This window comes from Streptomyces sp. YPW6, assembly GCF_018866325.1.
Classification (GTDB): Bacteria; Actinomycetota; Actinomycetes; order Streptomycetales; family Streptomycetaceae; genus Streptomyces.
This window is the reverse complement of record NZ_CP076457.1, coordinates 3,450,565-3,474,369: the sequence shown is the minus strand read 5'-3', so window position 1 is coordinate 3,474,369 and position 23,805 is coordinate 3,450,565. Positions and strand designations below refer to the sequence as shown.

26 protein-coding genes are annotated in these 23,805 nt (G+C 72.2%); 9 read left to right on the top strand and 17 right to left on the bottom strand.

All coding sequences use genetic code 11. The features are described 5' to 3' along the window. Positions 1-4: 4 nt before the first annotated feature. From KME66_RS15315 to KME66_RS15290, 6 genes are all read right to left on the bottom strand, one after another. Positions 5-1,135 carry an acyl-CoA dehydrogenase family protein gene (locus KME66_RS15315; RefSeq protein ID WP_073219050.1) on the bottom strand — a complete coding sequence of 377 codons (1,131 nt, stop codon included), beginning with the start codon at positions 1,133-1,135 and terminating at the stop codon, positions 5-7. A gap of 85 nt (positions 1,136-1,220) precedes the next feature. Further along, positions 1,221-1,595 (bottom strand): ectoine synthase, encoded by a 375-nt coding sequence (locus KME66_RS15310; RefSeq protein ID WP_069735574.1) that lies wholly within the window; start codon positions 1,593-1,595, stop codon positions 1,221-1,223. 89 nt (positions 1,596-1,684) lie between these two features. Further along, positions 1,685-1,945 (bottom strand): acyl carrier protein, encoded by a 261-nt coding sequence (locus tag KME66_RS15305; protein ID WP_073219052.1) that lies wholly within the window; start codon positions 1,943-1,945, stop codon positions 1,685-1,687. Beyond that, positions 1,942-3,429, bottom strand: a complete 1,488-nt coding sequence (locus tag KME66_RS15300; RefSeq protein ID WP_073219056.1) for an AMP-binding protein — start codon at positions 3,427-3,429, stop codon at positions 1,942-1,944. Before KME66_RS15300 ends, KME66_RS15305 begins: the two co-directional genes overlap by 4 nt. A gap of 271 nt (positions 3,430-3,700) precedes the next feature. After that, on the bottom strand, positions 3,701-4,144 hold the full coding sequence (locus KME66_RS15295) for a MarR family transcriptional regulator (RefSeq protein WP_073219059.1): 444 nt from the start codon (positions 4,142-4,144) through the stop codon (positions 3,701-3,703). A 131-nt stretch (positions 4,145-4,275) separates the two neighbouring features. Continuing rightward, positions 4,276-5,376 carry a transposase gene (locus KME66_RS15290; protein ID WP_253208355.1) on the bottom strand — a complete coding sequence of 367 codons (1,101 nt, stop codon included), beginning with the start codon at positions 5,374-5,376 and terminating at the stop codon, positions 4,276-4,278. Positions 5,377-5,497: 121 nt separating this feature from the next. Here KME66_RS15290 and KME66_RS15285 point away from each other — a divergent pair, with 121 nt between their 5' ends. Continuing rightward, positions 5,498-6,127, top strand: a complete 630-nt coding sequence (locus tag KME66_RS15285; protein WP_079185564.1) for a TetR family transcriptional regulator — start codon at positions 5,498-5,500, stop codon at positions 6,125-6,127. A 46-nt stretch (positions 6,128-6,173) separates the two neighbouring features. Here KME66_RS15285 and KME66_RS15280 read toward each other — a convergent pair whose 3' ends face one another. Beyond that, positions 6,174-7,418 carry a serine hydrolase domain-containing protein gene (locus KME66_RS15280; protein ID WP_216322902.1) on the bottom strand — a complete coding sequence of 415 codons (1,245 nt, stop codon included), beginning with the start codon at positions 7,416-7,418 and terminating at the stop codon, positions 6,174-6,176. A gap of 63 nt (positions 7,419-7,481) precedes the next feature. Continuing rightward, complete coding sequence (locus KME66_RS15275) at positions 7,482-8,435, bottom strand: aldo/keto reductase (protein WP_073219065.1); 954 nt, start codon at positions 8,433-8,435, stop codon at positions 7,482-7,484. A gap of 331 nt (positions 8,436-8,766) precedes the next feature. Between KME66_RS15275 and KME66_RS15270 the strand changes: the two genes are divergently transcribed. Next, a complete protein-coding gene (locus tag KME66_RS15270; protein WP_073219068.1) occupies positions 8,767-9,657 on the top strand; it encodes a glycoside hydrolase family 19 protein in 891 nt (296 codons plus the stop codon). 280 nt (positions 9,658-9,937) lie between these two features. On the opposite strand, the gene dnaN is transcribed toward KME66_RS15270, so the two are convergent. Next, the gene (gene dnaN, locus KME66_RS15265) at positions 9,938-11,083 is read right to left on the bottom strand and encodes a DNA polymerase III subunit beta (RefSeq protein WP_216322899.1); all 1,146 of its coding nucleotides are present in this window, start codon (positions 11,081-11,083) and stop codon (positions 9,938-9,940) included. A 507-nt stretch (positions 11,084-11,590) separates the two neighbouring features. Here dnaN and KME66_RS15260 point away from each other — a divergent pair. Beyond that, positions 11,591-13,138 (top strand): helix-turn-helix domain-containing protein, encoded by a 1,548-nt coding sequence (locus KME66_RS15260; RefSeq protein ID WP_216329371.1) that lies wholly within the window; start codon positions 11,591-11,593, stop codon positions 13,136-13,138. A 227-nt stretch (positions 13,139-13,365) separates the two neighbouring features. Then, entirely contained in the window at positions 13,366-13,764 is a 399-nt protein-coding gene (locus KME66_RS15255; protein ID WP_253208354.1) for a DUF6234 family protein, read from the top strand. A 226-nt stretch (positions 13,765-13,990) separates the two neighbouring features. On the opposite strand, the gene KME66_RS15250 is transcribed toward KME66_RS15255, so the two are convergent. Further along, complete coding sequence (locus KME66_RS15250; RefSeq protein WP_216322896.1) at positions 13,991-14,992, bottom strand: winged helix-turn-helix domain-containing protein; 1,002 nt, start codon at positions 14,990-14,992, stop codon at positions 13,991-13,993. A 160-nt stretch (positions 14,993-15,152) separates the two neighbouring features. Between KME66_RS15250 and KME66_RS15245 the strand changes: the two genes are divergently transcribed. Beyond that, entirely contained in the window at positions 15,153-15,512 is a 360-nt protein-coding gene (locus tag KME66_RS15245) for a hypothetical protein (RefSeq protein WP_253208353.1), read from the top strand. Positions 15,513-15,685: 173 nt separating this feature from the next. On the opposite strand, the gene KME66_RS15240 is transcribed toward KME66_RS15245, so the two are convergent. After that, the gene (locus KME66_RS15240; protein ID WP_216322893.1) at positions 15,686-15,922 is read right to left on the bottom strand and encodes a DUF397 domain-containing protein; all 237 of its coding nucleotides are present in this window, start codon (positions 15,920-15,922) and stop codon (positions 15,686-15,688) included. Beyond that, a complete protein-coding gene (locus tag KME66_RS15235; protein ID WP_073219086.1) occupies positions 15,919-16,755 on the bottom strand; it encodes a helix-turn-helix transcriptional regulator in 837 nt (278 codons plus the stop codon). The genes KME66_RS15240 and KME66_RS15235 overlap by 4 nt, the downstream gene beginning before the upstream one ends. 177 nt (positions 16,756-16,932) lie before the next feature. Here KME66_RS15235 and KME66_RS15230 point away from each other — a divergent pair, with 177 nt between their 5' ends. Then, positions 16,933-17,319, top strand: a complete 387-nt coding sequence (locus tag KME66_RS15230; protein WP_216329367.1) for a hypothetical protein — start codon at positions 16,933-16,935, stop codon at positions 17,317-17,319. A 201-nt stretch (positions 17,320-17,520) separates the two neighbouring features. Here the strand turns inward: KME66_RS15230 and KME66_RS15225 are convergent, their stop codons facing one another. The 5 genes from KME66_RS15225 to KME66_RS15205 form a co-directional block, all read right to left on the bottom strand. Continuing rightward, positions 17,521-18,678 carry a MarR family transcriptional regulator gene (locus tag KME66_RS15225; RefSeq protein WP_253208352.1) on the bottom strand — a complete coding sequence of 386 codons (1,158 nt, stop codon included), beginning with the start codon at positions 18,676-18,678 and terminating at the stop codon, positions 17,521-17,523. Between the two features lie 346 nt (positions 18,679-19,024). Continuing rightward, entirely contained in the window at positions 19,025-19,606 is a 582-nt protein-coding gene (locus tag KME66_RS15220; RefSeq protein ID WP_216329819.1) for a hypothetical protein, read from the bottom strand. After that, positions 19,603-20,772 (bottom strand): DUF6286 domain-containing protein, encoded by a 1,170-nt coding sequence (locus KME66_RS15215; RefSeq protein WP_216322891.1) that lies wholly within the window; start codon positions 20,770-20,772, stop codon positions 19,603-19,605. The genes KME66_RS15220 and KME66_RS15215 overlap by 4 nt, the downstream gene beginning before the upstream one ends. Continuing rightward, a complete protein-coding gene (locus tag KME66_RS15210; RefSeq protein ID WP_073219099.1) occupies positions 20,769-20,951 on the bottom strand; it encodes a hypothetical protein in 183 nt (60 codons plus the stop codon). Before KME66_RS15210 ends, KME66_RS15215 begins: the two co-directional genes overlap by 4 nt. Positions 20,952-21,189: 238 nt before the next feature. Beyond that, on the bottom strand, positions 21,190-21,732 hold the full coding sequence (locus KME66_RS15205; protein ID WP_101927970.1) for an Asp23/Gls24 family envelope stress response protein: 543 nt from the start codon (positions 21,730-21,732) through the stop codon (positions 21,190-21,192). Between the two features lie 432 nt (positions 21,733-22,164). On the opposite strand from KME66_RS15205, the gene KME66_RS15200 reads away from it, so the two are divergent. From KME66_RS15200 to KME66_RS15190, 3 genes are read left to right on the top strand one after another with little or no spacing between them, the layout of a single operon-like run. Continuing rightward, positions 22,165-22,686: a sigma-70 family RNA polymerase sigma factor gene (locus KME66_RS15200; protein ID WP_253208591.1), complete on the top strand. Its 522-nt coding sequence runs from the start codon at positions 22,165-22,167 to the stop codon at positions 22,684-22,686. Further along, positions 22,683-23,339, top strand: coding sequence for an Asp23/Gls24 family envelope stress response protein (locus KME66_RS15195; RefSeq protein WP_216322886.1), 657 nt, complete (start codon positions 22,683-22,685; stop codon positions 23,337-23,339). Before KME66_RS15200 ends, KME66_RS15195 begins: the two co-directional genes overlap by 4 nt. Beyond that, on the top strand, positions 23,336-23,671 hold the full coding sequence (locus KME66_RS15190; RefSeq protein WP_073219108.1) for a hypothetical protein: 336 nt from the start codon (positions 23,336-23,338) through the stop codon (positions 23,669-23,671). The genes KME66_RS15195 and KME66_RS15190 overlap by 4 nt, the downstream gene beginning before the upstream one ends. The last annotated feature ends 134 nt before the right edge of the window (positions 23,672-23,805 follow it).

Sequence of the window (23,805 nt, the reverse complement as noted above, 5' to 3'; positions counted from 1 at the left end):
CTCGTCACAGGCCCATCAGGGCGGCGATGCAGTTGCGCTGGATCTCGTTGGTGCCGGAGTAGATGGAGCCGGAGGTGGCGTTGCGCAGCTCGCGCTCGATGCCGGTGTCGGTCAGATAGCCGCGGGCGCCGAAGATCTGGATGGCGTGCTGGGCGGTGAGCTGGTTGGCCTCGCTGACCACGATCTTGGTGGCGGCCACGTCCAGCGAGGCGTCCGTGCCTTGCTCGACCTTGCGCCCGGTGTCGTACAGCCACTTACGGGCCGTCTCCACCGCGATCTTCATGTCCGCGATCTTGTGGGAGACCGCCTGGTTCTTGCCGATGGAGCTGCCGAACTGCTGGCGCGTGGTGGCGTGTTCGACGACGCGCTTGAGGCGGTGGGTCATCTCGCCGAGGTTGACGGCGAAGGAGAAGAGGACCTCCCGCTTCATCACGTAGTCCATGATCAGGAAGCCGGCGCCCTCGCTGCCCAGCCGGTTCGCGGCGGGCAGCCGGACGTTCTCCAGCGTGACCTCGCTGATCGGGGAGGTGCGCAGCCCCATCGTCTCCAGCGGCTCGCCGATCTTCAGGCCGGGCGTGGAGCGCTCGGCGAGGAAGGTGCTGAGTCCGAAGGCGCCCGGCTTGCCGGTGCGGACGTAGAGCAGGAAGAGGTCGGCGACGGGGGCGTTGGTGATGAACATCTTGCCGCCGTCGATCACGTACGTGTCGCCTTCGCGGACCGCGGTGGTCCGGATGTTCATGACGTCGGAGCCGTGGCTGGGCTCGGTGATCGCGTGCGCGGTGATGGCCTCGCCGGAGGTGACCCGCGGCAGATAGCGCGAGCGCAGCTCCTCGGAGCCGAACGCCTGGAGCGGGATGCCGACGCTGACGATCTGGGTGGACGCCGAGAAGTTGAGGCCGGCGTCCCGGCTGGTGTGGCCGAGGCCCTCCAGCGCGGCCATGGTCTCGGTGAGCGTCCGGCCGGCGCCGCCGTGCTCCGGGGCGAAGGGGAGGGTGAAGAGGCCGGAGCGCTGGAGCGGCTTCCACTTCTCGTGCGGGAACTCGCCGGCCCGGTCCCACCGGGCGACGTCGTCGTTCAGCTCGTCGCCGTACGGCGCGGTGATGCCGTAGGTGTCTGTGTCCTTCTCTACTGCCATGAGGGCTCTGCCCTGCCTTTCGCCGGTCGCGGGGTGAGCCGGGTGCGGGGCCGCGCCGTCGCGGCCCCGCACCCGGCGGCGGTGATCAGTAGCGGGAGAAGCCGTCCTCGGAGAGCGAGTGCTTCTCGTCGCCCCGCAGCGCCGGGCTGAAGACGGAGACGAGGAGGAGGTCCTCGTCGTCGGAGGCGAGCAGGTGGTGGGCGTCGTGCTGGTCCAGGGCGTAGATGGTGCCGGTCTTGATCTTGTGCCGGACCCCCTCGGTGGTGACGACCTCGCCCGAGCCGCCTATGCAGTAACAGGCCTCCAGGTGGCCGAGGTACTGCAGTCCGCTGGAGGTGCCCTTGCGGACCAGCGTCTCGCAGACGGTGAAGCCCATTCCGTCTGCTTCGGTGAGCAGGCGGTGGCTGGTGCCGCTGCCCCACTCGACCGCGGGGACGTCGGAGAGAGAACGGACGATCATGGGAGTACTCCTGTCATCGTTGTGTTCTGGACGTGTGCTGGTGCGTCTGGAGCGTGGGGGGCGTGCGGTGCGGTGGTGGAGCTGTGGGGTCAGACGGAGGCCGGGGCGGCCTGCTCGACGAAGCGGCGGATGTCCGCGAGCGTGCGGTAGGCGGCCGGCTCCAGCGGGATGTCGTCGACGGGGATCCGGTACGTCTCGGATATCCAGGAGATGAGGCGGACCAGGCCGAGGCTGTTGACGACGGTGCTCTCGATGAGGTCGAAGTCGTCGGTCAGGTCCTCGGCGTCCTCGCCCGCGAGGAACTCGCTGACGATGTAGGCGCGGATCGGGTCGTTGGCGGCGGTGCTCATGAGGGTTCTCCGTTCAGTCGGCTCTTCTTGATCGAGTTGCGGTCGGGCTTGCCGGTCGGGGTCTTCGGCAGCGGGGTGCCGGCGAGCCCGACCGAGCTGGGCACGGCGTGCCGCGGCAGGAGCTTCGCCGCGTACGCCCGCAGTCCCAGCGAGCTGAGGGAGGCCCCGTCCCGGCGCACCACTTCGGCGTGCAGCCGGTTGCCGGCCTCGGGGCAGGGCAGGGCGACGACACAGGCCTCGACGACGTCCGGGTGGGCGCCGAGGACCGTCTCGACCTCCAGCGTGTTGGTGCGCACGCCGCGCACCTTGACCTGGAAGTCGGTGCGTCCCTGCAGGAAGTGGCGGCCGTCGGCGTCGCGGTGGACGAGGTCGCCGGTGCGGTAGAACACGGCGTCGCCGCCGCGCGGGTCGGGCATGAACGCGTGCGCGTTGCGGGCCTGTTCGAGATAGCCGCGGGTCTGGAAGGGGGTGTGCACCAGCAGTTCACCGGTGCCGGGCCCCTGGAGGACCTCGCTGCCCTCGGGTCCGTCGATCAGCAGGACCGCGTCGGTGCCCTCGATCGGTGCGCCGATGGGCAGCGGATGGACGTACGCGTCCGGGTCGATGTCCTCGATGAAGCTGTCGTTGGTCTCGGTGCAGCCGAAGACGTTGTGGAAGCGGGCGCCGGGGCAGGAGGCGAACGCGTCCCGCAGGCCCTGCTCGGAGACCGCCTCCCCGGTGAAGACGACCGTGCGGACCGCCGGGTAGCGGGCGCCGTCCGCGGCCAGGAGCCGGTGCAGCAGGGGCACGCCCTGGACCAGGGTCACCTCGTTGTCGAGGGCCAGCTCGCGCAGGTAGCCGGCGTCCCCGCTCGCCCCGGCGTCGGCCAGCACGACCGTGCCGCCGGCCTCCAGGACCGTCCAGACGTCGAGGAGTGCCAGGTCGAAGTTGAGCGGTGAGAAGCTCAGGGCCCGGGTGGAGGCGTCGATCCCGAACTTCCCGGTGGCCCAGTCGGCGAACCGGTCGAAGGCCACGGTGCGGATCGGGACGAGCTTGGGTACGCCGGTGGACCCGGAGGTGGTGAGGGTCAGCAGCGAGTCGGCGGGGTCGGGGAGGCTGAAGCCCTCCGCCGTCGCGGGGTCGGTCTCCTCCCGCGCCAGACTCACGCCGCCGCCGGGGACCGCCGCGGCCGTCAGCGGGCCGTGGGCCTGCGCGGTGAGCGTGGCCAGGGCGGCGGCGCCCAGACTCGGGGAGGGGACCAGGGTGTTGATCCCCAGACGCCAGGCCGCCAGCAGCAGCGCCACGGTCTCCGGCGACTTGTGGGCCGGGACGCACAGGGCGCGGACGGATCCGAAGCCGGCGCCGTCCAGGTCGGCGGCGGCGCGGCGGGTCAGCCGCTCCAGGTCCGCGTAGCTGACCCGCTCGCCGGCGGCGACGAGCGCGGTGCTGTCGGGCTGGTCCTGTACATGTCTGCTGAAGGCCTGTAACAGGCGAGGCGATGGCAACGGTCCCCCTCGGTGGATGGGTGGTCTCGCGGCGGGATCCGGCCGTGCGATCGAGCTGCGCGGTCCGACTGCGAGATCCGGCTGCGAGGCCGCGAACTCTGGCTACGAGAGAGAACCTACGGGGTATCATTTGCATGGTCAAGCAAATAGATCGAGCGTTCGTGTGATCCAGGCCACATGCCTGTCGGCCGCACGGGAAGCCCGAACATGCAAAAGACGGCGGGAGGCGGCCGGGTTGCCCCGGCCGCCTCCCGCCGTCGTCGTGGTCGCGTCAGGCGGCGCTGCGCAGCGCCTGCACCGCCCGGGCGAGCTGGGCGTCGGCGCTCGCGGTGTTGAGGGCCGAGCTGAGGACGTCGGCGTACGTGGCGCGGGCTTCCTGGTAGCGCTTGCGCCCTTCCTCGGTGATGACGGCGAAGACGCCGCGCTTGTCGTCGGCGCAGCTGTCCTTGTAGGCGTAGCCGGCGCTGTCGAGCCGTCCCACCAGGCGTGTGACCGAACTCTGGCCCAGGCCGATGTGGTCCGCCAGCTCCTGCATGCGGCACTCGCCCTTCTCGGCCTGGTGGAGCGTCTCCAGGGCCCGGTACTCGGACAGGCCGACCCCGTAGCGGCGCTGGAGGGTGTGTGCGAGCTGGCGTTCCACGAAGGCGTGCAGGCCGAGGACGGCCTCCCACATGGTCTGATCGGAGGCGGCGCGTGGCTGCTGGTTGATCGTCATGGAACAGCTCCCCTTCTCGACTGCGATAACAACAAGATACATGCCCATGCAATCATCTGGGGAGGGCCGGTGCCTGCGGGAGGCGGCTCTGGCCGATATTTATTTGTATGTGCAATTAGGCTACAGGGGGGTCATCCCTCCAGGATGCCGCACGTGTAAGCGGCCGAGACGAGCGTCATGTGCCGGTGCCAGCCGGGGAAGGAGCGGCCCTCGAAGTCCAGCAGGCCGAAGTCCTCGCCCATGCGCCGGACCGCGGCCTGCGCGCCCCGGGGCGAGCGGGCCAGCTCCAGCAGTTCGGCCGGATGGCGGTCGGTGATGTTCGTCAGCCAGATCCGGCCCGGACGCCCCGTGTCCGCGTCCCACTCGGCCAGCAGCCGGCCGGGCCCCTGGGTCTTCTCGCCGCTCGGGCGGAGCCCGTGCACGGGGGCCTCGTGCGAGATGATCTGGCGGCCCGCGCCCGCCGGGTGCCGCACCCCGCGGCGCAGCAGCAGCGCACGCGCCGACGGCCGCTCGGCCGGGGGCAGTTCGGCTCCGCCGACGGCCGTCTGGCCCGGGACGGCGAGCACGAAGGCGTGCCCGCTGCCCTGGAGCCGCCGGATCAGCGGTGCGATGTCGCACAGGGCGGTCAGGTCGGCCACCACGGGTGCGGTCTCCCCGTCCGTCCAGGACGTCATCTCCTGGACCAGGTGCAAAGCCTGCTCCTCCAGCGACTGCGGCCGGGCCCCCGCCGGGATCTTCGCCCGCTCCCGTACGGCGGGGTCCTGGGTGAACCGCGGCGGCAGGAAGAGCTGCCAGTCGACCGGGAGGTGCGCCCGCCCGGCGTCCAGGAAGAGACCCAGTCCGAGCTGGCAGTTGACGGTGCGCCCCGAATCGGGCAGGAAGCGCTGGTGCACGCCGGGCGAGTGGTCGCCCCGCTTGGGCAGCACCGTCGGCGCCAGGGTCCAGCTCCGCACCGGCAGTGACCGGGTGACCCACCGGGCCAGCCGGCCGCGGACCGGGGCCCAGTCCCAGGGGCTGGCGTTCACGAACTGGTGCAGCGAGGGCGACGTCGCCTCGGAGCCGGTCACGGCGGCCGCCATGCGGCGCACGGTCTTCTTGCCGTGCGTGCGCAGCAGGCCCTGTAAGTAGACGTGCCCCCAACGCTGCTGGTCGGAGCGGTGCAAATGGCCGAAGAGGAGGCGGGACAGGTCGTCCAGCGCTCCGCCCGTCGCCGTCTCGGGCGTTTCGTGCATCGTCGTCACTGCAAGTCCCTCCCAGGTGAGCGTCGGTGAGCAGACTAACAAACATAGAGAATGTTCGTTATATTTCTGAGCGAGAAGAGCGACGACTTGCCGAGGTTCAAGGAGAAGGCGCATGCAGGAACGGGCGGCCAGGACGCGCCAGGCCGTGCTGGAGGCGGCGGCCGACGAGTTCGCCGAGCGCGGTTACGAGGGCGCCTCCCTCCAGCGGGTGGCCGGGCGGGCCGAGACCTCGATCGGCGCTCTGACCTTCCACTTCCGGAACAAGACCGCCCTGGCCGAGGAGGTGCGTCTCACCGGACGCGCGCGCTTCGGCCGCTGTCTGGCCGGACTCGCCCCGGCCGCCGACCCGTTACGGGAGCTGCGGGCCCTGATCGACACCCTGGCCCGGCTGGCGCACGAGGACCGCTTCGTCCGCGCCGTACGCCGCCTGGAAGCCGGTCCGCCCGGCAGCGCACCGCCGTTGGCCGAGACCTGGCTGCCCGTCCTGCGGGGCCTGCTCGACCGGGCCCACGGTGCCCGGTGGCTCCGGCCGGGCGTCGCGCCCGAGGAGGCGGAGGCCATGCTCGCGCACCTGGCGGAGGGCGCGATGGCCGCCCACGGCACACCCCGGGGCGCAGCGTGGGGCGCGGTCTGGGACTCCATCTGGGACGTCGTCCTGCACGGCCTCGCCGCGGACCGGCAGGAGGCCGTGCAGGACGGCCGGGAGCCCTCGCGGGCGGAGAGCGGACGCACCCCGGCCTGACGGCGGCCGGGGCCCGCCCCGCACCGCCGGCGGCCCGGCCGTGCGCTCAGCCCGCCCGCAGCGCCCGGTCCACCGCGTCGGCCACCTCGTCCAGGAGCCGGGCCCCCGGCCCGGCCGTCAGCCGGCCGCGGACCCAGGCGGCGCCGGTCCGGGCCTGGGGCCAGGCCTGGCAGGCGATCCCGCCGGGGCCCTGGTGGCCGAAGGCTCCGGCGCGGACGGCCGGGTGCAGCCCGTCGTCGAGAAGCTGGAGACCGCCCTCGCCGTAGGCGCTGACCCCGCCGAGCAGCGGGTCCAGACCCTCGACCCAGAAGCTCCGCGCCTGGTCGAGCGTGCGCCGCGACAGCAGCAGCGGCTCCTCGCCCGGAGCCCGTACGGCGTCGGCGGCCAGGACGCCCTGGAGCCGGGCGAGACCGCGGGCCGACGCGTACGCCCCCAGGGAGGGGATGAGCGCGTAGCGCCGCCGGCTCTCGCTCCACACCCCGGTGTCCGCCGGGAACGGGCACGGGTTGTTCCACACCCGCTCGCACAGATCCGCCGCGCCGCTGTCCGCCACCCCGTCCGGCGCCGGGAAGCGGGAGCGGAAGTCCGCCCCGTACGAGATGCGGGCGGCGTGGGGCAGTTGGTCGGGTACGAGGCCGAAGTGGACGTCCAGGCCCAGCGGACCGGCGATCTCCTCCAGGAAGAACAGGTCGAGATCGCGCCCGTCGACCCGGCGGACCACCTCCGCGACGATCCATCCCGCGGTCCACGGGCCGTGCAGCACACCCCCGGCCCGGGGGTCGTCCTCCGGGCTGTGCAGTTCGAGGAGCGCGGCCATCATGCGCGGGTTCTCCACGTCCCGCTGGTCGAGGCCCGCCTCCATGGCCGGGAGCCGGGCGGTGAAGGTCAGCACGTCCCGCAGCGTCACCGCGCTCTTGCCGCGCGCCGCGAACTCCGGCCAGTACTCCGCGACCGGCCGGTCCAGCGCGAGCGCGCCCATGTCGGCGAGGAGCAGGACAGCCGTCGCCAGAACGGAGTGGGAGCCCGTCAGCAGCGGGACGAGGGTGTCGCCGGTCCACGGGGTCCCGGTGGCCGGGTCGGCGGTGCCCTGCCACAGGTCGACCACCAGTTCACCGTCCTGGACGACCGCGAGCGCGGCTCCCTGGGATCTGGGTGGGCCCGCTTCCCGGCAGGCCCGTTCGAAGAAGTGGCGCACCGAGGCGAACCCGGACGCCGTGGTGCCGTGGACGTCGGCCGTCGCCGCCCGCGGCCGTGGCCGCGGAAGGACCTGCCGTACCAGTGAGGTCGTCATGTCAGGAACTCCAGAAGTGGTGGCGAGTCAGGGGCAGCGGTGCACGGGTGGTCCGGGTCCGGCTCACACCTCGGCGGAGCCCGCCGGATAGGGCAGGAACTCCAGGTCGGTCAGGTCCTGTTCGGTCAGCCGGACGCGGGCTCCGCCGAGGTTCTCCGCGAGGTGGTACGGCGCCCGGGTGCCGGGCACCGGCACCACGTGGTCGCCGAGCCGGAGCAGCCATGCCAGGGCGATCTGGGCCGGGGTGGCCTCGTGCCGGGCCGCCACCTGGGCGACGGCCTGCGCGAGGGCGTGGTTGTGGCGGATGGCCCGGGGGGCGAAGCGCGGCTGGGTGTGCCGCCAGTCGCCCGGGGGCAGGTCGTCGGGGCGGGAGAACGCGCCGGTCAGCAGCCCGCGCCCGAGCGGCGCGCCGGCCAGCAGGGCGATCCGGCGCTCCACCGCGTACGGGACGACGTCGTCGAGGCCGCAGCGGGTGAACAGGGACACCTCGGCGCCGATCGCCGCCGCCTCGTGGACGGCCTCGGCCTCCCGGGCCTGCTCCACGGTCACGACGGGCAGCCCGAGCATGCGGATCTTGCCCGCCAGGACCTGCTCGGCCAGCGCCCCCCAGCTCTCCGTCAGCGGGACGGCGGGGTCGATGCGGCGCAGGAGGTAGAGGTCGATGTGGTCCACGTCCAGCCTGCGCAGGCTCTCGTCGACGGCGTCCCGCAGCGCCTGCGGGCCGCCCGCGGGCCGGAGCACCCCGTCCGGGTTGCCGAGCAGGCCGCCGCCGGTGCAGAGCACCACCTCGTCCCGCCGCCCGCGGATGGCCTCACCGATCAGCCGCTCGTTCTCGCCGTCGGCGTAGGCGTCGGCCGTCTCGACCAGGTTGACCCCGAGGTCGACCGCCTCCTGGACCAGTGACACCGCCTTGGTCCGGTCTCTCAGGCCGGGGGCGTAGCGGTACGAGAGGCCCATCGCCCCCAGTCCCAGCCGGCCGACGACCGGTCCGTCCCTGCCCATCGTTGTGGTCCGCATGGCGGGCGAACCCCCTTCTCCGCAGAGGAATGTGACCCCTTCATGGCAGCAGCCCACGAAGCCGGAGCACAGCATTCCGCTCCTACTTGCCGACCTTCGACGACTTCGGGAAGTCGGGTGGGCCCTCGCCGGGAGGAGAGGTCCGGGGGAGGCCCTGGGGGATGCCCCGGGGGAGTCTTCGCCGGAGGGCCCGGGGTGCGGTGGCGCACGAGCGGAAGTGTCACGAAATCTGGTCTAGACCTTGACAGGTTCAGACCATTCTCGCTTGAGTGTCGGCACCCCCACAGCGGCGCACGGCCGGACGTCGCGCCGCGTCAAGGAGTGTGATCACGTGTTCCGACGTGTCATGAGCCTGCTGGTCGCGCTCGGCGCGGTCGTCGCGGCGCTCGTCGTGCTTCCCGCCGCGACCGCGCAGGCGGCCACCTGCGCCACCCCCTGGAGCTCCTCCGCCGTCTACACGAACGGCGGCACGGTCTCGTACAACGGCCGTAACTACACGGCCAAGTGGTGGACCCAGAACGAGCGTCCGGGTGCGTCGGACGTGTGGGCCGACAAGGGCGCCTGCGGCACCGGCGGGGGCGGCGAGGACCCGGGCCAGGGCAGCGGATTCGTCGTCAGCGAGGCCCAGTTCAACCAGATGTTCCCGAACCGGAACCCCTTCTACACCTACCAGGGCCTGACCGACGCCCTCAGCGCCTACCCGGCCTTCGCCAACACCGGCAGTGACGCGATCAAGAAGCGTGAGGCCGCTGCCTTCCTCGCCAACGTCAGCCACGAGACCGGCGGGCTGTACTACATCAAGGAAGTCAACGAGGCGAACTACCCGCACTACTGCGACACGAGCCAGCCCTACGGCTGCCCGGCCGGCCAGTCCGCGTACTACGGCAAGGGCCCCATCCAGCTGAGCTGGAACTTCAACTACAAGGCGGCCGGTGACGCGCTCGGCATCGATCTGCTGAACAACCCCTACCTGGTCGAGCAGAACGCGGCCGTCGCCTGGAAGACCGCCCTCTGGTACTGGAACACCCAGTCCGGTCCCGGCACGATGACCGGCCACAACGCCATCGTGAACGGCGCGGGCTTCGGCGAGACCATCCGCTCCATCAACGGCGCGATCGAGTGCAACGGCGGCAACCCGGCCCAGGTCCAGAGCCGGATCAACAAGTTCACGCAGTTCACCCAGCTCCTGGGCACCACCACCGGATCGAACCTGAGCTGCTGACCCCGGCCCGGGAGGGCGGCTGAGGAACCCCGACCGAGCGGGGGGTGCGTCCGGCGCGAGCCGGAGCACCCCCCGTCTCCGCGTCGGGGCCGCAGCCGAAGCCCGCCGCGCCCCAGGTCCGCTGCGGCCGACGGGACGCGGGCGACCGGAGACGCGGCCCACGGGAGACGCGGCCCACCGGAGACGCGGCCGAGGTCCGCTGCGGGCGACCGGAGATGCGGCCGACCGGAGACGCGGCCGAAGTCCGCCGCGGGCGACCGGAGACGCGGCCCGGACCCGGTCACGCCAACTGCGCCCGCACCGACATCAGCAGGTGCCGGTGGCTGCCCGTGTCCGCCTCGTCCGTGATCATCGCGCGCTGGCCGGCCCCCATCAGCCTCAGCCGCAGGGACGGTCCCGTGAAGGTGGCCAGGGCGTCCGCCAGATACCCGGGGTTGAAGGCGACCGTCAGCTCCTCGGCCCCCTCCAGGGCGGCCGGCAGCCACTGGGACGCCACGTCGTCCTCGTAGCCCGCCCGGAGCGTCACCGAGGCGTCGGCGCGGGAGAACGTCATCTGCACCGGGCTGTCCCCGTCGGCGACGACGGAGACCCGCTTGACCGCCTCCGTCAGCCGGGCCCGGTCCACCAACGCCTCGGCCGGGTCCTCCATCGCGAACAGCTTCTCGTGGCGCGGCAGTCGGCCCTCCAGGAGCCGCACGGTGGTCCGCATGCCCGCGTGCTCGAAGCCCGCCGAACCGGCGTCCAGGGCGACACTCACCAGCCCGGAGCGGCCCAGCGAGCGGGCGATCTCGGTGAGCCGGCGGGCGGAGACGAGGACGTCGGCGCTCTCGCCGGGAGCGGTCGCCTTCCAGGGGACGGTCCGTACGGCGAAGCGGTAGCGGTCGGTCGCGGCGAGCGTCATCGTGTCGCCGTCGAGCTCCAGCCGGATCCCGGTGAGCGCGGGCAGCGTGTCGTCACGCCCCGCCGCCACCGCCACATCGGCCACCGCCGCCGCGAACAGCTCCGCGTCCACCGCGCCCCGCACCTGCGGGAGCGGGGGCAGCGCCGGGTAGTCGTCGAGCGGCAGTACGGAGAGGCCGAACCGGGCCCCGTCGCCGGAGACCGTGAACCGTGACCCCTCCACCGCGCACTCCACGGGACCGTCCGGCAGCACCTTGCAGATGTCCAGCAGACGCCGTCCCATGACGAGCACCTTCCCGGGGCTCAGGGCCTCGGCCGCCACGTCGATGCGCGCGGACGCCTCGTAGTCCAGCCCCGATATCCGCAGCCGCCCGGCCCCGGTCCCGCCTCCGGTCCCGTCCCCGCCCCCGCTTTCCATGTCCAGCAGCAGTCCGCCCAGGACGGGGACGGGCGAACGCACGGGCAGGACGCGAGCGGCCCAGGCCACGGCCTCGGCCAGTGCACCGCGCTCGATACGGAACTCCATGGGGGCGCCTCTCCTCGGACGTCGAAGCCGCAAGCCGACTGCCGGAGCCGACTGCCGGAGCCGACTGCCGGAGTCGGCTTCCGGAGCCGACTGTCGAAGTCGACTCCTGCGTACGACGTTACGAGGCACCACTGACAATCAGCTGCGGCCGAAGCGCCGCCCGTGCGAGGGCTAGGCGCGGGCGCAGCGCGGCGGCGGCGCTCCGTGCGCGGTCCCGACGTGCGGGAGCGCGGCAACCGACGACAGCGACCACCCCCGTGAGCCGCTGCCGACGCGTTCCCGCGCTCCCGTGTTCCGGCCTCCCCCGTCGTCCCCCGACGTGCCGGAACACGTTCGGACGATAAACCGGCGGGTAGGCGGACCGGGAGGTTCAATACGCCCAGTGGGACGGTCGCCGGGGTATCGGTCCGCACAGTCACAATGGCCGGATCACGGCGGCACAGCCGTGCTGAGGGCTGAACGGGGGGACTGATGCGCGCACAGGAGCGTACGGACGATCTGCTGCGGATGCACCGGCTGGCCCGCACCGGCGGAACGGCCGGCCTGCTGCGCTGGCTGGCCGGGCGGTCCGAGGGGTGGGCCGGGATCGTGGGGCCGGACGGAACGGTCCTGCACGCCGCGGCCCGTACGGAAGGGGCGATGGTCCCCGATGTCGCGGCGCTCGTGGCCGCAAGTGCGAGTGCCCTCGCCGAGCGCGGTGTCCAGGCGTATTCCGTGGACACCGGCGAGCACACCGCCCTGCTCCTCCCCGTGAGCGTCGTCCCGCAGGGAGCCGGCGGGCCGACCGCTCCCGTGCTGGCCGTCGTCACCCCCCGGCCCGTGGCCGCCGGGCTCGCCGTGCTGCTGGCCGATGTCGTCCTGCCGCTCTCCCTCTGCCTTCGGGCCGAGACGCTGGAGCGCAAGCGCCGCCGGGTGGACCTCGCCGAGTCCCGTGGCCGCGAGGCGGTGCTGCACCTGCTGATGACGGGACAGCTCTCCATCGCCCAGCAGGTCGCCGGGGCGCTGCGTCCCCGGCTCCCCGATCCGGTGCGGGTGTGCGTCGTGGAGTGTTCCGGCGACGACCGCGACGAGGTGGCGCGGGTCTGCGTGGACGCGGACGGCGGCCGTTCCTGGATCGTGCGGTGCCCCGTCTACGCCCGTCACCTCATCCTGGTCATGCCCGCGGAGGAGGAGGTTCCGCAGCCGGGGGCCGCCGCCGTGGAAGAGACCGTCGCCGCCCGGGTCGGCGACTGCGTGGTGGGCGTCAGCGAGCCCGTGCCGCTGGCCGACACCGCGACCGGCTACCGGCAGGCCTTCCACGCCCTGGCAGTCGCCCGTGAACTGCCCACCCGACACGCCCGGTTCGGGGCCTCGCCCGATCCCGCGCTCGCCGTCGGAGGGATCGGCCGCCGGTGGGCGGACGAGCTGCTGAACCCGCTCCTGACGCACGTCCCGCGCCGCGCGCAGGACCCCGGCAGTCAGGAACTGCTGGCCACGGCCACCTCCTGGCTGGCGTTCTCGTCGCACGCGACGGACCACCTCAAGGTCCACCGCAACACCCTCACCGCCCGGCTGCGGCTCATCGGCGAGCTGCTCGGCCTCGACCTGCACCGGCTGGCCGATCAGTCCGCCCTCGACCTGGCACTCCGCGTCCGTGCCACCCCCGCCCCGGCGTGCACCCCCGACCCCGCCCCGGGGTGCGCCCCCGAGAGCGCGCAGCCCGCGGCGGCGCCTCTGTCGGCCCCGTACGGCCCCGCCCCCGTATCCGGTACGTCACAGGCGGCGGGCGGCCTCGACGAGATCCTGCGCCGCCCCGCCGTCCGCGACTGGGCCGACACGCAACTGGCGCCCGTCCTCGGAGCGGAGGAGACCCTGCGCACCTGGTTGCGGTGCGAGGCCCGCCTCGGCCCGGCAGCCGCCGAACTGGGCATCTCCGTACCCGGGGCCCGCAAGCGCCTCACCCGGCTCGAAACGCTGCTCCAGCGCTCACTGCTGCGCCCCCCGAGCGCCCGCTACGACCTGTGGCTGGCGCTGAGGTCCCGCGACCTGGAGGCTTCCTCGCCCGGCAACGGCTGATCCTGCCCAGGTCAGATCGACCCTGTCTCCGGGCCGTGCAGGGCCGATGGACTGTGCAGGGCCGTTGGACTGCGCGGGCCGATGGACGGTGCAGGGCCGTTGGCTGGTGCAGGGCCGTGGGGCCACGCACGGTTCTCGGGCGCACGATGGAGGTCGATGAACCGCACCGGGCGGAGGTGAGTACGCGCGTTCATGCGCCCCACCGCCCGCCCCGGCATCCTGCGGACATGACGAACCCCTTGACGCCCCCGGAGCATCGCCGCCCCTGGTCGCGCCCGGCGCCCCGGGGCGTGGACCTGGCCTTCGCCATCTCGCTGTTCCTGCTGGGGACCGCGTGGTTCGTGCTGGACTGGATGTTCGGTCTCGGCATGGAAGTCTGGGCAGCGCAGGGCGAGCAGAGCCGCATCGACGCGGCCGGCCTCGCGCACATCTGGCGTACGCGGGTGCTGCTGATCGTCGTCCTCGCGCTGGCGGTTGTGGCGGGAGTCCACCGTGCCTGGCGGACGGTGGTCGCACTGTTGCTGGTGGCCCTCCTGGCGGGCGGGGTGCTGATGGCAGTCCAGCACCAGTGGGACACCAGCCACCCGTCCTCACCGGGGTGCGCCCGCTACGCGGCCCACTGCTGAGAGAACCGCGACCCCGGGCTGCGCCTGCCGTCCGAACAGTCGTCCCGGTCGACAACCGAGGCCACTGCGGGACCCGTCGGCATCCACGCCGCGCCCGCCATGCGGCTGCTGCTTCGGACAACAGAGCAGCGATCTCGTACAACAGGGCAGCGATGTTCCCGAGCAGGGTTGATGAGATGCAGGGACGCACGGGCCGACCGGACCAGCGGTCGTGCGGCGTGGCTCTTTACGTGCCGCAGCACCACGAGACACCCCTCCGCCCCTGTGCCAGTTCGCGCCCGAGCGGGGTCAGGGCGTGCACCACCTCGCCGCCCCTGCGCGTGCTGGTGATGAGTCTCGCCTTGCGCAGCACTGACGCGTGCTTGCTCGCCGTGCCGATCGATACGCCGATCCGCCGGGCCAGTTCGCCCGTCGCGCACGGCGAGACCAGCGCGCACAGAGCCATGGCCCGGGTCCGCCCCAGCAGTTCGGGCAGGCCGTCGAGAGGGGCGGCGAATCCGGAGCGGCGGCTCGCGGGGTAGACGAGCACGGGTGGGAGGCCGGGGTCGATGAGCGTGATGGGACGTCCGGTGCAGAAGAAGGACGGGACCAGCGAGATGCCGCGCCCGCCCAGATGGAGGTCCCCGTCCCGCGGATAGTCGGCGACCAGCGTCGGCGGCTCCCAGCGGATCGACGGCGACAGCGCGTTCAGCAAGCGCTCGGCTCCGCCCTCCAGCACGTCCCGGCCGTGGTGCGCGCGGTCGGCCTGCACCACGGCGTCGATCAGGTGGATCTGCGGGGCGAGGAGTTCGCGGAAGTAGGTGAGGACGGCGCCGTCCAGCTCCTGCCGGGCGGCGCGGTCGCCTTCCGCGAGCCGCCGGAGCCAGGTGGACGGAGTGGCCTTCCGGCGCCCGGCGAACGAGGCGATCTCGGAACGCAGGCGGGCGGCCGGGGTCGCGCGAATGAGGTCGCGGGCGGTCTCCAGCCCACCCCCGTGGGGCGGCGGGGTGAGGAAGTCCGGTAAGTCCCCCGCGGGTGGGACCAGTGTCGTGAGGAGCTGGATCGGGCTCCTGAGGTCACTCCTGGCCAGCCGCTTCCGTACGTGCCGCAGCCACGGCGCGTGTTCGGGGACGGCCTGCCGGGCCTGGAGGGCGTGCAGGCTGTTGACCAGCTCCCACATCGGGTCAGGGCGGGGAGCGACGGTGATGCGCGCCAGGTCGTCTGCTGTGAAATGGATACGGAGTGACATGAATCCCCCGAAATGATCGCAGCCGTTTTCTGTGTACCGAAAACCCTTCGACCCGTTTGCGCGGGTTTCCCCATCATCGAGGGAGCTCGTAAACGAGCGATGAACGAACGCCAGAACGACCTGAAGGGGATGAAAGCACATGCGTCTGACGCGGGGGACCATGACCAGGACCGCGATGGCGGCCACCGCGCTCGCCACCGGAGCCGTGCTCACGCTGGGCGGAACGGCCCACGCGGCGCAGGCTGCCGCCACGAGCCACGGCTGCCCGTCCGGCTACGTCTGCCTGTACCCGAACGCGAGCTGGAACGGCGACCAGCCGAGCCTGAAGTTCTACACGTACGGCACCCACAAGATCTACAACCAGTTCGGCATGAAGCGGCTCTTCAACAACCAGACCGGCGGCGCCAAGGCGTACGCCTGCAAGGGCAGCGACGGCACCAACTGCCTGGGGAACCAGGCCGCCGGCACGTACTGGGACTACGACATCACGCCGATTAACTCCATCAAGCTCGCGCCGTGACACGGGCCGAGTGACGGGGGCTTTGTGACGCGAGCCCAGTGACACGGGCCGGGTGACGCCGGCCGGGTGGCACGGCGGCGCGGGGTCTCACCGAGACCCCGCGTCGCCTTCCCCGTGTGTCGACCACGCCCGTTGAATGCCGTCCGGAGCCACTTGGGCGAAGTGCTGTCGGCTCACTCCGCCCAGGTGACGAACGCCGACCAGGCGTCGGGCGCGACGGCGAAGACGGGCCCGTCGGTGACCTTGGAGTCACGGACGTGGACGGAGTGGGGGCAGGCGGCGACCTCGACGCAGTCGCCGCCGCTGCCGCTGCTGTAGGAGGACGTACGCCAGTCGAAGGCGACCTCGATGCAGTCGCCGCCGCTGGGGTTGCTGTAGCTCGACTTGAACCACCGGAGGGTGCTGCTCATTCCGTCACTCCTGCCAACCGCTTGATGAGGTCCAGCGATTCACGAGGACCCAGGGCCTGTGACCGGATCTTCGCATAGCGCTGGGCGTACGTGCTCACCTTTGCCGGGTCACTGATCAGCAGACTCTCGTCCTGTGGCTCCAGATAGACGAGGTGTTCGTGCTCCGAAGTCTCCAGCAGATTCATCTCGCCGTGAGCGCCCGCGTACTCCCCGTACTTCCCGGCGTCCAGGGGCAGCACGAGCAGCGTGACGTTACGCCGCTGGGCGCACTCCACGAGATACAGCAACTGCTCCCGGATGATCTCCTCGCTGCCGATGACACGCCGCAGAACGGACTCGTCGATGATGATCTCGATCATCGGCAGCGGGTCGCGGTCGAAGAGGGCTTTGCGCGCCATCCGGAGCTGGACCAGCTCCTCCACGCGCGGGTCGGGGAGCGGCGGGTGTCCGCCCCCGATGAGCGCCCGCGCGTACGCCTCCGTCTGGAACAGCCCGTGGACGATGTTCGTGACGAACAACTGGAGGCTGAGTGCGGCCTCCTCCAGCAGGGCGTAGTCCTTGAACTGCTCGGGCAGCCGCTCCATCCGCATGTACTTCCGTGCCGTCTCGAAGATGCGTGAGCCGTTGCCGTGCACCCGTTGCAGCTCGACCAGCATGGCGTCGCTGGCGGGCTGCGCGCACGTCTCCATCGCACTGATCGCCGCCGCCGAGTAGCCGATCTCCTTGCCCTGCTGTTCCTGCGTCCACCCGCGCTGGATGCGTAGCGTTCGGGCCATTTCGGCCACCATCCGGGCCATCGGGCTCGCCGTTTCCTTGTTCTCAGCACTCGCCATTACGCGATCTCTTTTCGACTCAACCGAACTCAACCGGTCACTACTCGATGCCGTCGAACTCAACGCATCTCCAGCCAAGTTCGCGCAGGTCAACGGCTTTGCGACGCACCTCGGCAGACATGGATAACGCTAGGTGATCAGGGTCACAATCGTCCCGTGAATGCGACTCATGGCGGTATGACGGCGGACTGGATTCCGGAGTACGGATTCCACCTCCGCAAGGCGGGCGTCCAATTCGACGCGATCCGCGTGGACGGGGGCGCGGGGCGGCGGCTGGCCGATCTGATGGAGGAGTTGGTCGGCGGTGAACCGGGGCCCGTCGTCAGCGAGTCGAACGGCCGGCGCGGGGTGTACTTCCTCGTGCCGCCCGGGTCGACGGCGGGGCGGCCGTGGCCGCGCGAGGTGACGACGTTCAACTCCTCCACCGGCCGCATCAGTTACGTACCCGTTCCGGCGCTCGGGGGTGACACCTGGCCGCTGATGTGGCGGTACCCGCCCACGCGGGCGGGGCGGTTCGTGCACACCTTGATTCTGTTCAACGCGGCTTATGCGTTACTGAGTTGAGGGGATGGCCTGGGCCGTGTCCCCGGCCCAGGCCCCCGAGCACACGAAGGAACCGACCGGCGCCGGGGCGGTCCGTGACCTCGGCGTGTGTCACGGGACCGGCAGCCGTGGCCGCAGTCACCGCGTGTCCGCCCGGGGCCACGCTCCCCGGCCCGCTGACGGCTTCGGCAGCGCCCACTGTTGAGGGCCCTGGTCCGCCCCTCAGGGTGCTTTGAGGAGGTCGCGGAGGTTGGCCATGTGGGCTTTGACGGCGGCGATCTGGGTGGGGTCGGCCGGTGGGTGGTGGTTTGTTGGGTGGGTGGTGCGGCAGGGGCGGCAGAGGCCGTCGGGGAGGGCTTGGGGTGGGCCGGGTCGGCCGCAGTCGGTGCATTCGACGAGGAGGTGGCGGGTGGGTGGTGGGGTGTTGGTGTGTGGTGGGGTGTGTGGGGTGGGTTGGTGGGGTGGGATTTTGTCGGTGAGGCGGTGGCGGATGAAGCGGGGTGGGCAGTCGACGTGGGTGGGGAGTCCTGCGGTGAGGGCGGTGATGAGGTAGTCGGTGGTGACGCCTCGGGCGAGCCATTCTGCGGCTTGGGGTTCGAGGGTGGTGCAGTCGTGGGCGGAGAGGGTCAGGCGGGTGTCCTTGCGGCCGAGTTCGGCGAGGGCGAGGTAGGCGGGGGAGAAGCGGGAGGCGGGTGAGAAGGCCGCCGGCAGGGCCTTCTGCGCTGTCCCGGCCATTCCGGCTGTCCCGGCTGACCGGGCCATCCCGGCTGCTCCAGCCGACCCGGCTGTCTCGGCCGCCCCGACTGCCCCGACTGCCCCGACGGTGGGGGCTGTGGAGGCTGTGGGGGCTGAAGAGGCCGTGGGTGCTGCCGGGGCCGCCGGAGTCGTCGCCGGTGTCGGTGCTTCTGGTGCCGGGCTCGTGGGCTCGGGCGCGGTGCGCTGCTGCGGAACGGCGGCGGGGGCCGCCGTCCGAACGGCGGTTTCGGTGGCGAGGTAGGTGGTCCACCATGCGTTGTCGCGGGCGGTGCGGGACCAGAAGGTGCGGAAGGCCCAGCGGGTTTCGTCGCCCGTGCCGACAGGGCACCGTACGCGTCGCAGGTGTCCGGCGACGGAGAGGGCGTTGAGGGAGGTGCCGATGGCCTGCTGGCCGTAGAGCGGGAGTTGTTTGGTGAGCTGTTTCACGCTCATCGCGGCCCCGTCGGGCAGGTGGTCCACGAACCCGGCGATGTACCGCTCACGGGCCGGGAGCAGGGCGAAGTCATGAGGCGTGCGGGGTTGTTGGTCCGGTACGGAGCGTTTGCCGTAGCCGGGCTTGGCCATCGGGTACGCGGCGGAGACTGCGGGGACGGGCAGGGCGGAGCTAAGGTGCTGGATAGCCACGGGATCGTCTTTCTAGGTGCTCGATCTTGCGGTGAGACCCCGGCCTGGTGCTGTTACACCGCGTCGGGGTCGTTTGGTTCTCGCACCGTAAGTGGCGGTTACGCTCCGCCGCAACTCGTCACGATTAGTCATACTGTCGGTCCGTGACGGGGTAGGGAGGGAGGGTGGGTTTTCCCAACCCCCTTCTTCTCCCTCCCGGTTAAAAGAAGGCGCTCGAACCCCGGGTCTCGCATCCCGACGCCCGGATCCCGGCACCCGAGCCTCGGGCCCGGGAGCCACCCACGTACCCCCGCACGAGTGAACGCCGCACTCCGACGCTCGTGTCCGGGGTGCCGAGCTTCGGGCGTCAGCGGACGTGCGGCGCCGCGTGGCGCTGCGCACTGACGCGCGTGCGCGTACGCAGCCCCCGGGGGCGGAGGGCCTGCTCAACGGTCGTCGACAGCGTGCCGAGGGCGTCGAGGACGTCCGCCGGGGCACAGCCGGGCCGGGTCCAGACCCGGAGGGTCAGGTGTGCGGACGTGCGGCGCAGGACGATTCGGCAGCGGGCCCGTGCGATTCCCTCGACGCGGCGCGCGTCCTCGCAGACCGTGGCTTCCAGTGCGGTGAGCCTGAGTTCGGCGCGGGCGGTGGACAGCGACCCGGTCGGGCGGAGGCCGCGCACAGGGGTCCGGGTCACGGCCCAGGCCAGGCACAGGAGGGCGATGACCGTCCCGGTGGCCAGGACCGCGGGTGCCCACCAGCCTGTCTCGCGCAGCGAGGCGAGCCCTTCCCGGTCGAGGAGGACGCCGTCGGCAGGGGGAGCGGGCCACCCGGCGGGCAGGTGGTCCGCGACCGCGCGGGTCGCGCCGAGCAGCCAGAGCCCCGTGCCCAGCAGCGCGATGCCGGCCAGGGCGATGAACGTCCTGTTCACTCCGCTCCCGGATTTCACGGGCTCTCCTTACGCTCTGATCCCTGAGCGGGCAGGCAAACGTCCGCTCCTCGGGCAGGGACGGGTCCCTCGGCTCCCCGGGCAGGGGCGGAACTCTCCGCTCCTTCTGCGGCGATGGCGACGGGTGGTTCGGTCCACACCGGCTCGGAACCGGAGCCGGAGCCGGAACCGGAGCCGGCACCAGCACCGGAGTCCGAGTCGGAGCCGGAGTCCGAGCCGGACCCGGCGGGTGCGGGGGCCCAGATGCCGGTGGTCCGCAGGCGGAGCCCGATACGTGGCGGCCGGTTCAGTCGGCAGTCCGCGACGGCTTCCCGCGCGGCGGTGAGGGCTTGTTCGCGGGCGGCGGTGCGGTCACCGAAGGCGAGGGCGGCGCGGACACGGATTCGCCGTCGGCCGACCCTGACGCGTACGGAGTCGACGCCGTCCGTGTCGAGGACGCGATCGCGGACCACGGAGGCGATGGCCGCCCGGTCGAGCGCGATGGACCGCCCGGCGCCGAAGCCCGCGACCACATGGCGTCCGCGCAGCCCCGGCGTGCAGGCCAGCAGGAGCAGCCAGAGACCGCCCACGACCATGGCGGCCGCCGCGACCGTCACCGTCCCGGCGGCCGGACTCGTCTCGGACAGCCGGTCGACGAGGTCGGTACGCCACGCGGCCGGGGCGCGGCCGAAGAGGTGGACCGAGGCCATGTCGGCGGTCAGGAGCCCCGCGGCCGCCGCGCCCAGGAGAGCCGACAGCACGATGGGCACGGGACGCGCCGACCACCAGCGCCGGGGAGTACGGCCTCCGGCGGCCGGCACGGTGGTCTCGGACGCGGTGCTTTCGGCTGCGGTGGGCTCGGACGCGGTGGTGGGCCCGAACACGGCCGTGGTACCGGAGGGGCGTTGCAACCGGTGGACCCGGAGACGCGGGACCCGCACGGACAGCCCGGTCAGCTCGCCGGTGCGGGACGCCACGTGCCGCTGTACGTCCCGGGCCCGGCGGCCGAGATCGGCCGGCCAGGGCAGGGCGAGCCGTACGGAGACCTCGGCACGCTGCCCCCGTACGGTCGCCGTGCCGCGTACGGTGCCGACCGCGTGCGGTGTCTCGGTGGCGGCCTGCTGGGCGATCCTGGCGACGGCCCGCGCGGAGACGGTGGTGGTGCCCCGCGCGGCTGCGGGGATCACCGGCGTTCCCGGTCGAACAGGTCACGCAGGTGCGCGGGCCCCTCCCGCTCTAGCCAGGCACCCACCCCCCACCCCACCGCTCCCAGCGAACCGACGAGCAGGAACGCGGCGAACCCGCCGAAGTAGGCGGCGAATCCGAGTGCGATTCCTGCCAGCAGACCCATGGACCGGCCGTTCACAGGCCGCCTCCTTCTTCGTCTCGGGGTGTACGGGTGCGCCCGTACTGCGGTGGTGCCGCGTGCGGCCGGGCCGTGGCGGTGCCGCGTGTGCCCGTACCGCAGTGCCGCCGTGCTGCCGCGCGGTCCTTCGGCGGTGATGACGCGTGCTGCCGCGCGCGGTCGTCTGCGGCGGCGCCGCATGCGGCCGGGCCGTCCCCGGCCCGGAACCGTGCCGCGGGCCGGGGACGGCGCTCAGGGGTTACGCGACCCGGCTCTGGTCGGCGCCGGTCGCGGAGGCGTCCTCGTCGTCGGGGAGGCGGACGTCGTCGATGGCGATGTTGACCTCGACGACCTCCAGGCCGGTGATCCGTTCCACGGCGAGGATGACGTTCTCGCGGACCGCGGAGGCCAGCTCCTTGATGGACACGCCGTACTCCACGACGAGTTCCAGGTCGATCGCGGTCTGCCGCTCACCGACCTCGACCTTCACGCCGCGGCCCACGTTCGGACGGCCGCCGGGCACCCGGTCGCGGACCGCGCCGATGGTGCGCGACAGGCCGCCGCCCATGTCGTGGACGCCGGGGATCTCACGCGCCGCCATGCCGGCGATCTTGACGACCACGACGTCCGCGATGGAGGTGCGCCCGCGGTCGCCGGCGGGAGCATCCGCCCCGGTCGCCCCGGTCGACAGACTCGTCCCGGCCGACCGGCCCGGTGCGGCCGGCTGCTCGAAGCGGGCCGCCTTGCCGCTGTTGTTCACGCTGTCGGTGGAGGGGGTCGTCTTCGTGTCGGTAGCCACCATGTGCTCCTTCGATGTCGTCAGCGCTGGGCGTACGTCGCTGTGTTGCCGTGGTGTTGCCGTTGCGGTCGTTCACTGGGTTCGACTCGGCTCCCCGCCATCTGTGACGCACCAGGACGCGTGAATTTCCTCCGATCCCGGCGAGCCGCCTGCACCTACCCCCGAACATCGTTCTCCTACCGCCCGAAAAAGACCGTGCGCTTCCGGTTCATCCCGGGGGTACGCGTCACAGCGCACCGGCTCCCGTGTCCAAACCTGACGGGGGCGGTCCGGGGCCGCGCACCGGACCGACAGGCCCCCTCCCTCCGCCAGGGACGGGGCGGACCACCACGACCAGCGGGCGAGTACCGCATGAGGAGGAGCGACACCGTGACGGGGTATCCCGCGCCGAGCGAGCCGCCCGACGTCGAGGGCGGACGCTCCGACGACATCCTGATGACGGATCGGGCGGCCGAGGGCGACGAGGACGCCTTCGCCGTACTGGTACGTCGGCACGCCCCCTCCCTCCTGCGCCTGGCCACCCGCCTGCTCGGCGACCGGTCCGAGGCGGAGGACGCCGTTCAGGAGGCCTTCGTCGGCGCCTGGCGGAGCCTGCCGGAATTCCAGGGCAGATCCTCCTTCGGCACCTGGATGTACCGCATCGTCACCAACCGGTGCCTCAACATCCTGCGCGCCCGGCGGCCGCAGGCACCGCTCAACGAACTGCCCGACCTGCCCGCCCCGGCGCACGCAACCGCCCCGGACCGCATCACCGAGGGGCGCGCGGCCCTCCACGACCTCCAGGAGGCGCTGTCGACGCTCTCACCCGAACAACGCACCTGCTGGACGCTGCGCACACTCGACGGCAGGTCCTACGCCTTCATCGCGAAGACCGTCGGCATCAGTGAACAAGCCGTACGCGCCCGAGTTTTCAGAGCTCGCCGCCAACTGACTCACTCCCTGGGGGCCTGGCAATGAACAACCTGCCACCCGAGACCAGCACCGATCCCGACGACGAGACGCTCCCCTGCGGCCGACTGCTCTCCCAGGTCTGGGCCGACTGGGAGGAGGGCGCCGGCGACGACCACACCGCGCACTGCGCCGACTGCCGGCTCGCGGTCGCCGACCTGGAACGCCTGGAGTCGCAGGTGCGCGCCCTGGACGCCGACCCCGCGCAGCAGCCCGAAGACGCGGCCTCCTTCATCGACCGGGTGATGGACGTGGTCCGCCTCGAACTGCGCCCCGGCCGGCCCCTGCCGCTGGGCGAGCCGGAGGAGGACCTGCGGATCATGGAGAACGTGGCGGCCCGCAGCCTGCGCGAGGCCGCCGAAGAGGTCCCCGGGGTCAGGGCGGGGTCGTGCCGCCTCACCCTCCTGGACTCCTCCGGCGGCACGCCCGTGAACGTCGGCCTGTCCGTGCACGTCCCCCTCACGACCCCCGACGTGCAGGCGCTGGCACAGGAGATCCGCGACCGGGTCGCCGCTGCCGCTCACGAGCGGCTCGGACTCCGGCTCGGCGAGATCAACGTCCGTGTCACCGACCTCGTAGCGCATGACGACGACCCGTACCAGCGATCACCGCTGTCACCGAGAACACCGCGATCACCTCAGGAAGGCAGTGCCCCCGAATGAGTGCCTCTGCCGACACCCTGCGCAGCGAACTGGCCCACGTGGTCCAGGAAGTACCCGGCGTGGCGTTCCTCGCGCCGGGCCTCCGCAGCCGCCTGCGGGCCCTGCGCGGCACCTCGCCCCTGGCCCGTCAGGGCGACGACACCCCCGGCATCACCGTCTCCGCCCCTCGCGGGGACACCCGCACCACCGTGGACATCCGCGTGATCTGCCGGTCCGGCAGACGGACCCTCGACACCACCCGAGCCGTCCGCGAGGCGGTGGGCCACCACCTCGCCACGGGGTACCCGGGCAAGGAGTTCCGGATCATCGTCACCGTGACGGGCGTGACGTGAGGGGGCGCGACCTCCCGTGAGGGGTGCGATCTCCCACTGAGGGGTGCGGTCTCCCGCGGAGGGGCGTACGTGACGGGCGTGACGTGACGGGCGTGACGTGTGTGCCGGGGGCGTGACGCGACGGCGGGACCGGC

What these genes read in the sequence shown, in the direction of transcription:
- KME66_RS15315 (WP_073219050.1), bottom strand. Translation starts at nt 1,135, where the DNA reads ATGGCAGTAGAGAAGGACACAGACACCTACGGCATCACCGCGCCGTAC.
- KME66_RS15310 (WP_069735574.1), bottom strand. Translation starts at nt 1,595, where the DNA reads ATGATCGTCCGTTCTCTCTCCGACGTCCCCGCGGTCGAGTGGGGCAGC.
- KME66_RS15305 (WP_073219052.1), bottom strand. Translation starts at nt 1,945, where the DNA reads ATGAGCACCGCCGCCAACGACCCGATCCGCGCCTACATCGTCAGCGAG.
- KME66_RS15295 (WP_073219059.1), bottom strand. Translation starts at nt 4,144, where the DNA reads ATGACGATCAACCAGCAGCCACGCGCCGCCTCCGATCAGACCATGTGG.
- KME66_RS15290 (WP_253208355.1), bottom strand. Translation starts at nt 5,376, where the DNA reads ATGCACGAAACGCCCGAGACGGCGACGGGCGGAGCGCTGGACGACCTG.
- KME66_RS15285 (WP_079185564.1), top strand. Translation starts at nt 5,498, where the DNA reads ATGCAGGAACGGGCGGCCAGGACGCGCCAGGCCGTGCTGGAGGCGGCG.
- KME66_RS15280 (WP_216322902.1), bottom strand. Translation starts at nt 7,418, where the DNA reads ATGACGACCTCACTGGTACGGCAGGTCCTTCCGCGGCCACGGCCGCGG.
- KME66_RS15275 (WP_073219065.1), bottom strand. Translation starts at nt 8,435, where the DNA reads ATGCGGACCACAACGATGGGCAGGGACGGACCGGTCGTCGGCCGGCTG.
- dnaN (WP_216322899.1), bottom strand. Translation starts at nt 11,083, where the DNA reads ATGGAGTTCCGTATCGAGCGCGGTGCACTGGCCGAGGCCGTGGCCTGG.
- KME66_RS15260 (WP_216329371.1), top strand. Translation starts at nt 11,591, where the DNA reads ATGCACCGGCTGGCCCGCACCGGCGGAACGGCCGGCCTGCTGCGCTGG.
- KME66_RS15255 (WP_253208354.1), top strand. Translation starts at nt 13,366, where the DNA reads ATGACGAACCCCTTGACGCCCCCGGAGCATCGCCGCCCCTGGTCGCGC.
- KME66_RS15250 (WP_216322896.1), bottom strand. Translation starts at nt 14,992, where the DNA reads ATGTCACTCCGTATCCATTTCACAGCAGACGACCTGGCGCGCATCACC.
- KME66_RS15245 (WP_253208353.1), top strand. Translation starts at nt 15,153, where the DNA reads ATGACCAGGACCGCGATGGCGGCCACCGCGCTCGCCACCGGAGCCGTG.
- KME66_RS15240 (WP_216322893.1), bottom strand. Translation starts at nt 15,922, where the DNA reads ATGAGCAGCACCCTCCGGTGGTTCAAGTCGAGCTACAGCAACCCCAGC.
- KME66_RS15235 (WP_073219086.1), bottom strand. Translation starts at nt 16,755, where the DNA reads ATGGCGAGTGCTGAGAACAAGGAAACGGCGAGCCCGATGGCCCGGATG.
- KME66_RS15230 (WP_216329367.1), top strand. Translation starts at nt 16,933, where the DNA reads ATGACGGCGGACTGGATTCCGGAGTACGGATTCCACCTCCGCAAGGCG.
- KME66_RS15205 (WP_101927970.1), bottom strand. Translation starts at nt 21,732, where the DNA reads ATGGTGGCTACCGACACGAAGACGACCCCCTCCACCGACAGCGTGAAC.
- KME66_RS15200 (WP_253208591.1), top strand. Translation starts at nt 22,165, where the DNA reads ATGACGGATCGGGCGGCCGAGGGCGACGAGGACGCCTTCGCCGTACTG.
- KME66_RS15195 (WP_216322886.1), top strand. Translation starts at nt 22,683, where the DNA reads ATGAACAACCTGCCACCCGAGACCAGCACCGATCCCGACGACGAGACG.
- KME66_RS15190 (WP_073219108.1), top strand. Translation starts at nt 23,336, where the DNA reads ATGAGTGCCTCTGCCGACACCCTGCGCAGCGAACTGGCCCACGTGGTC.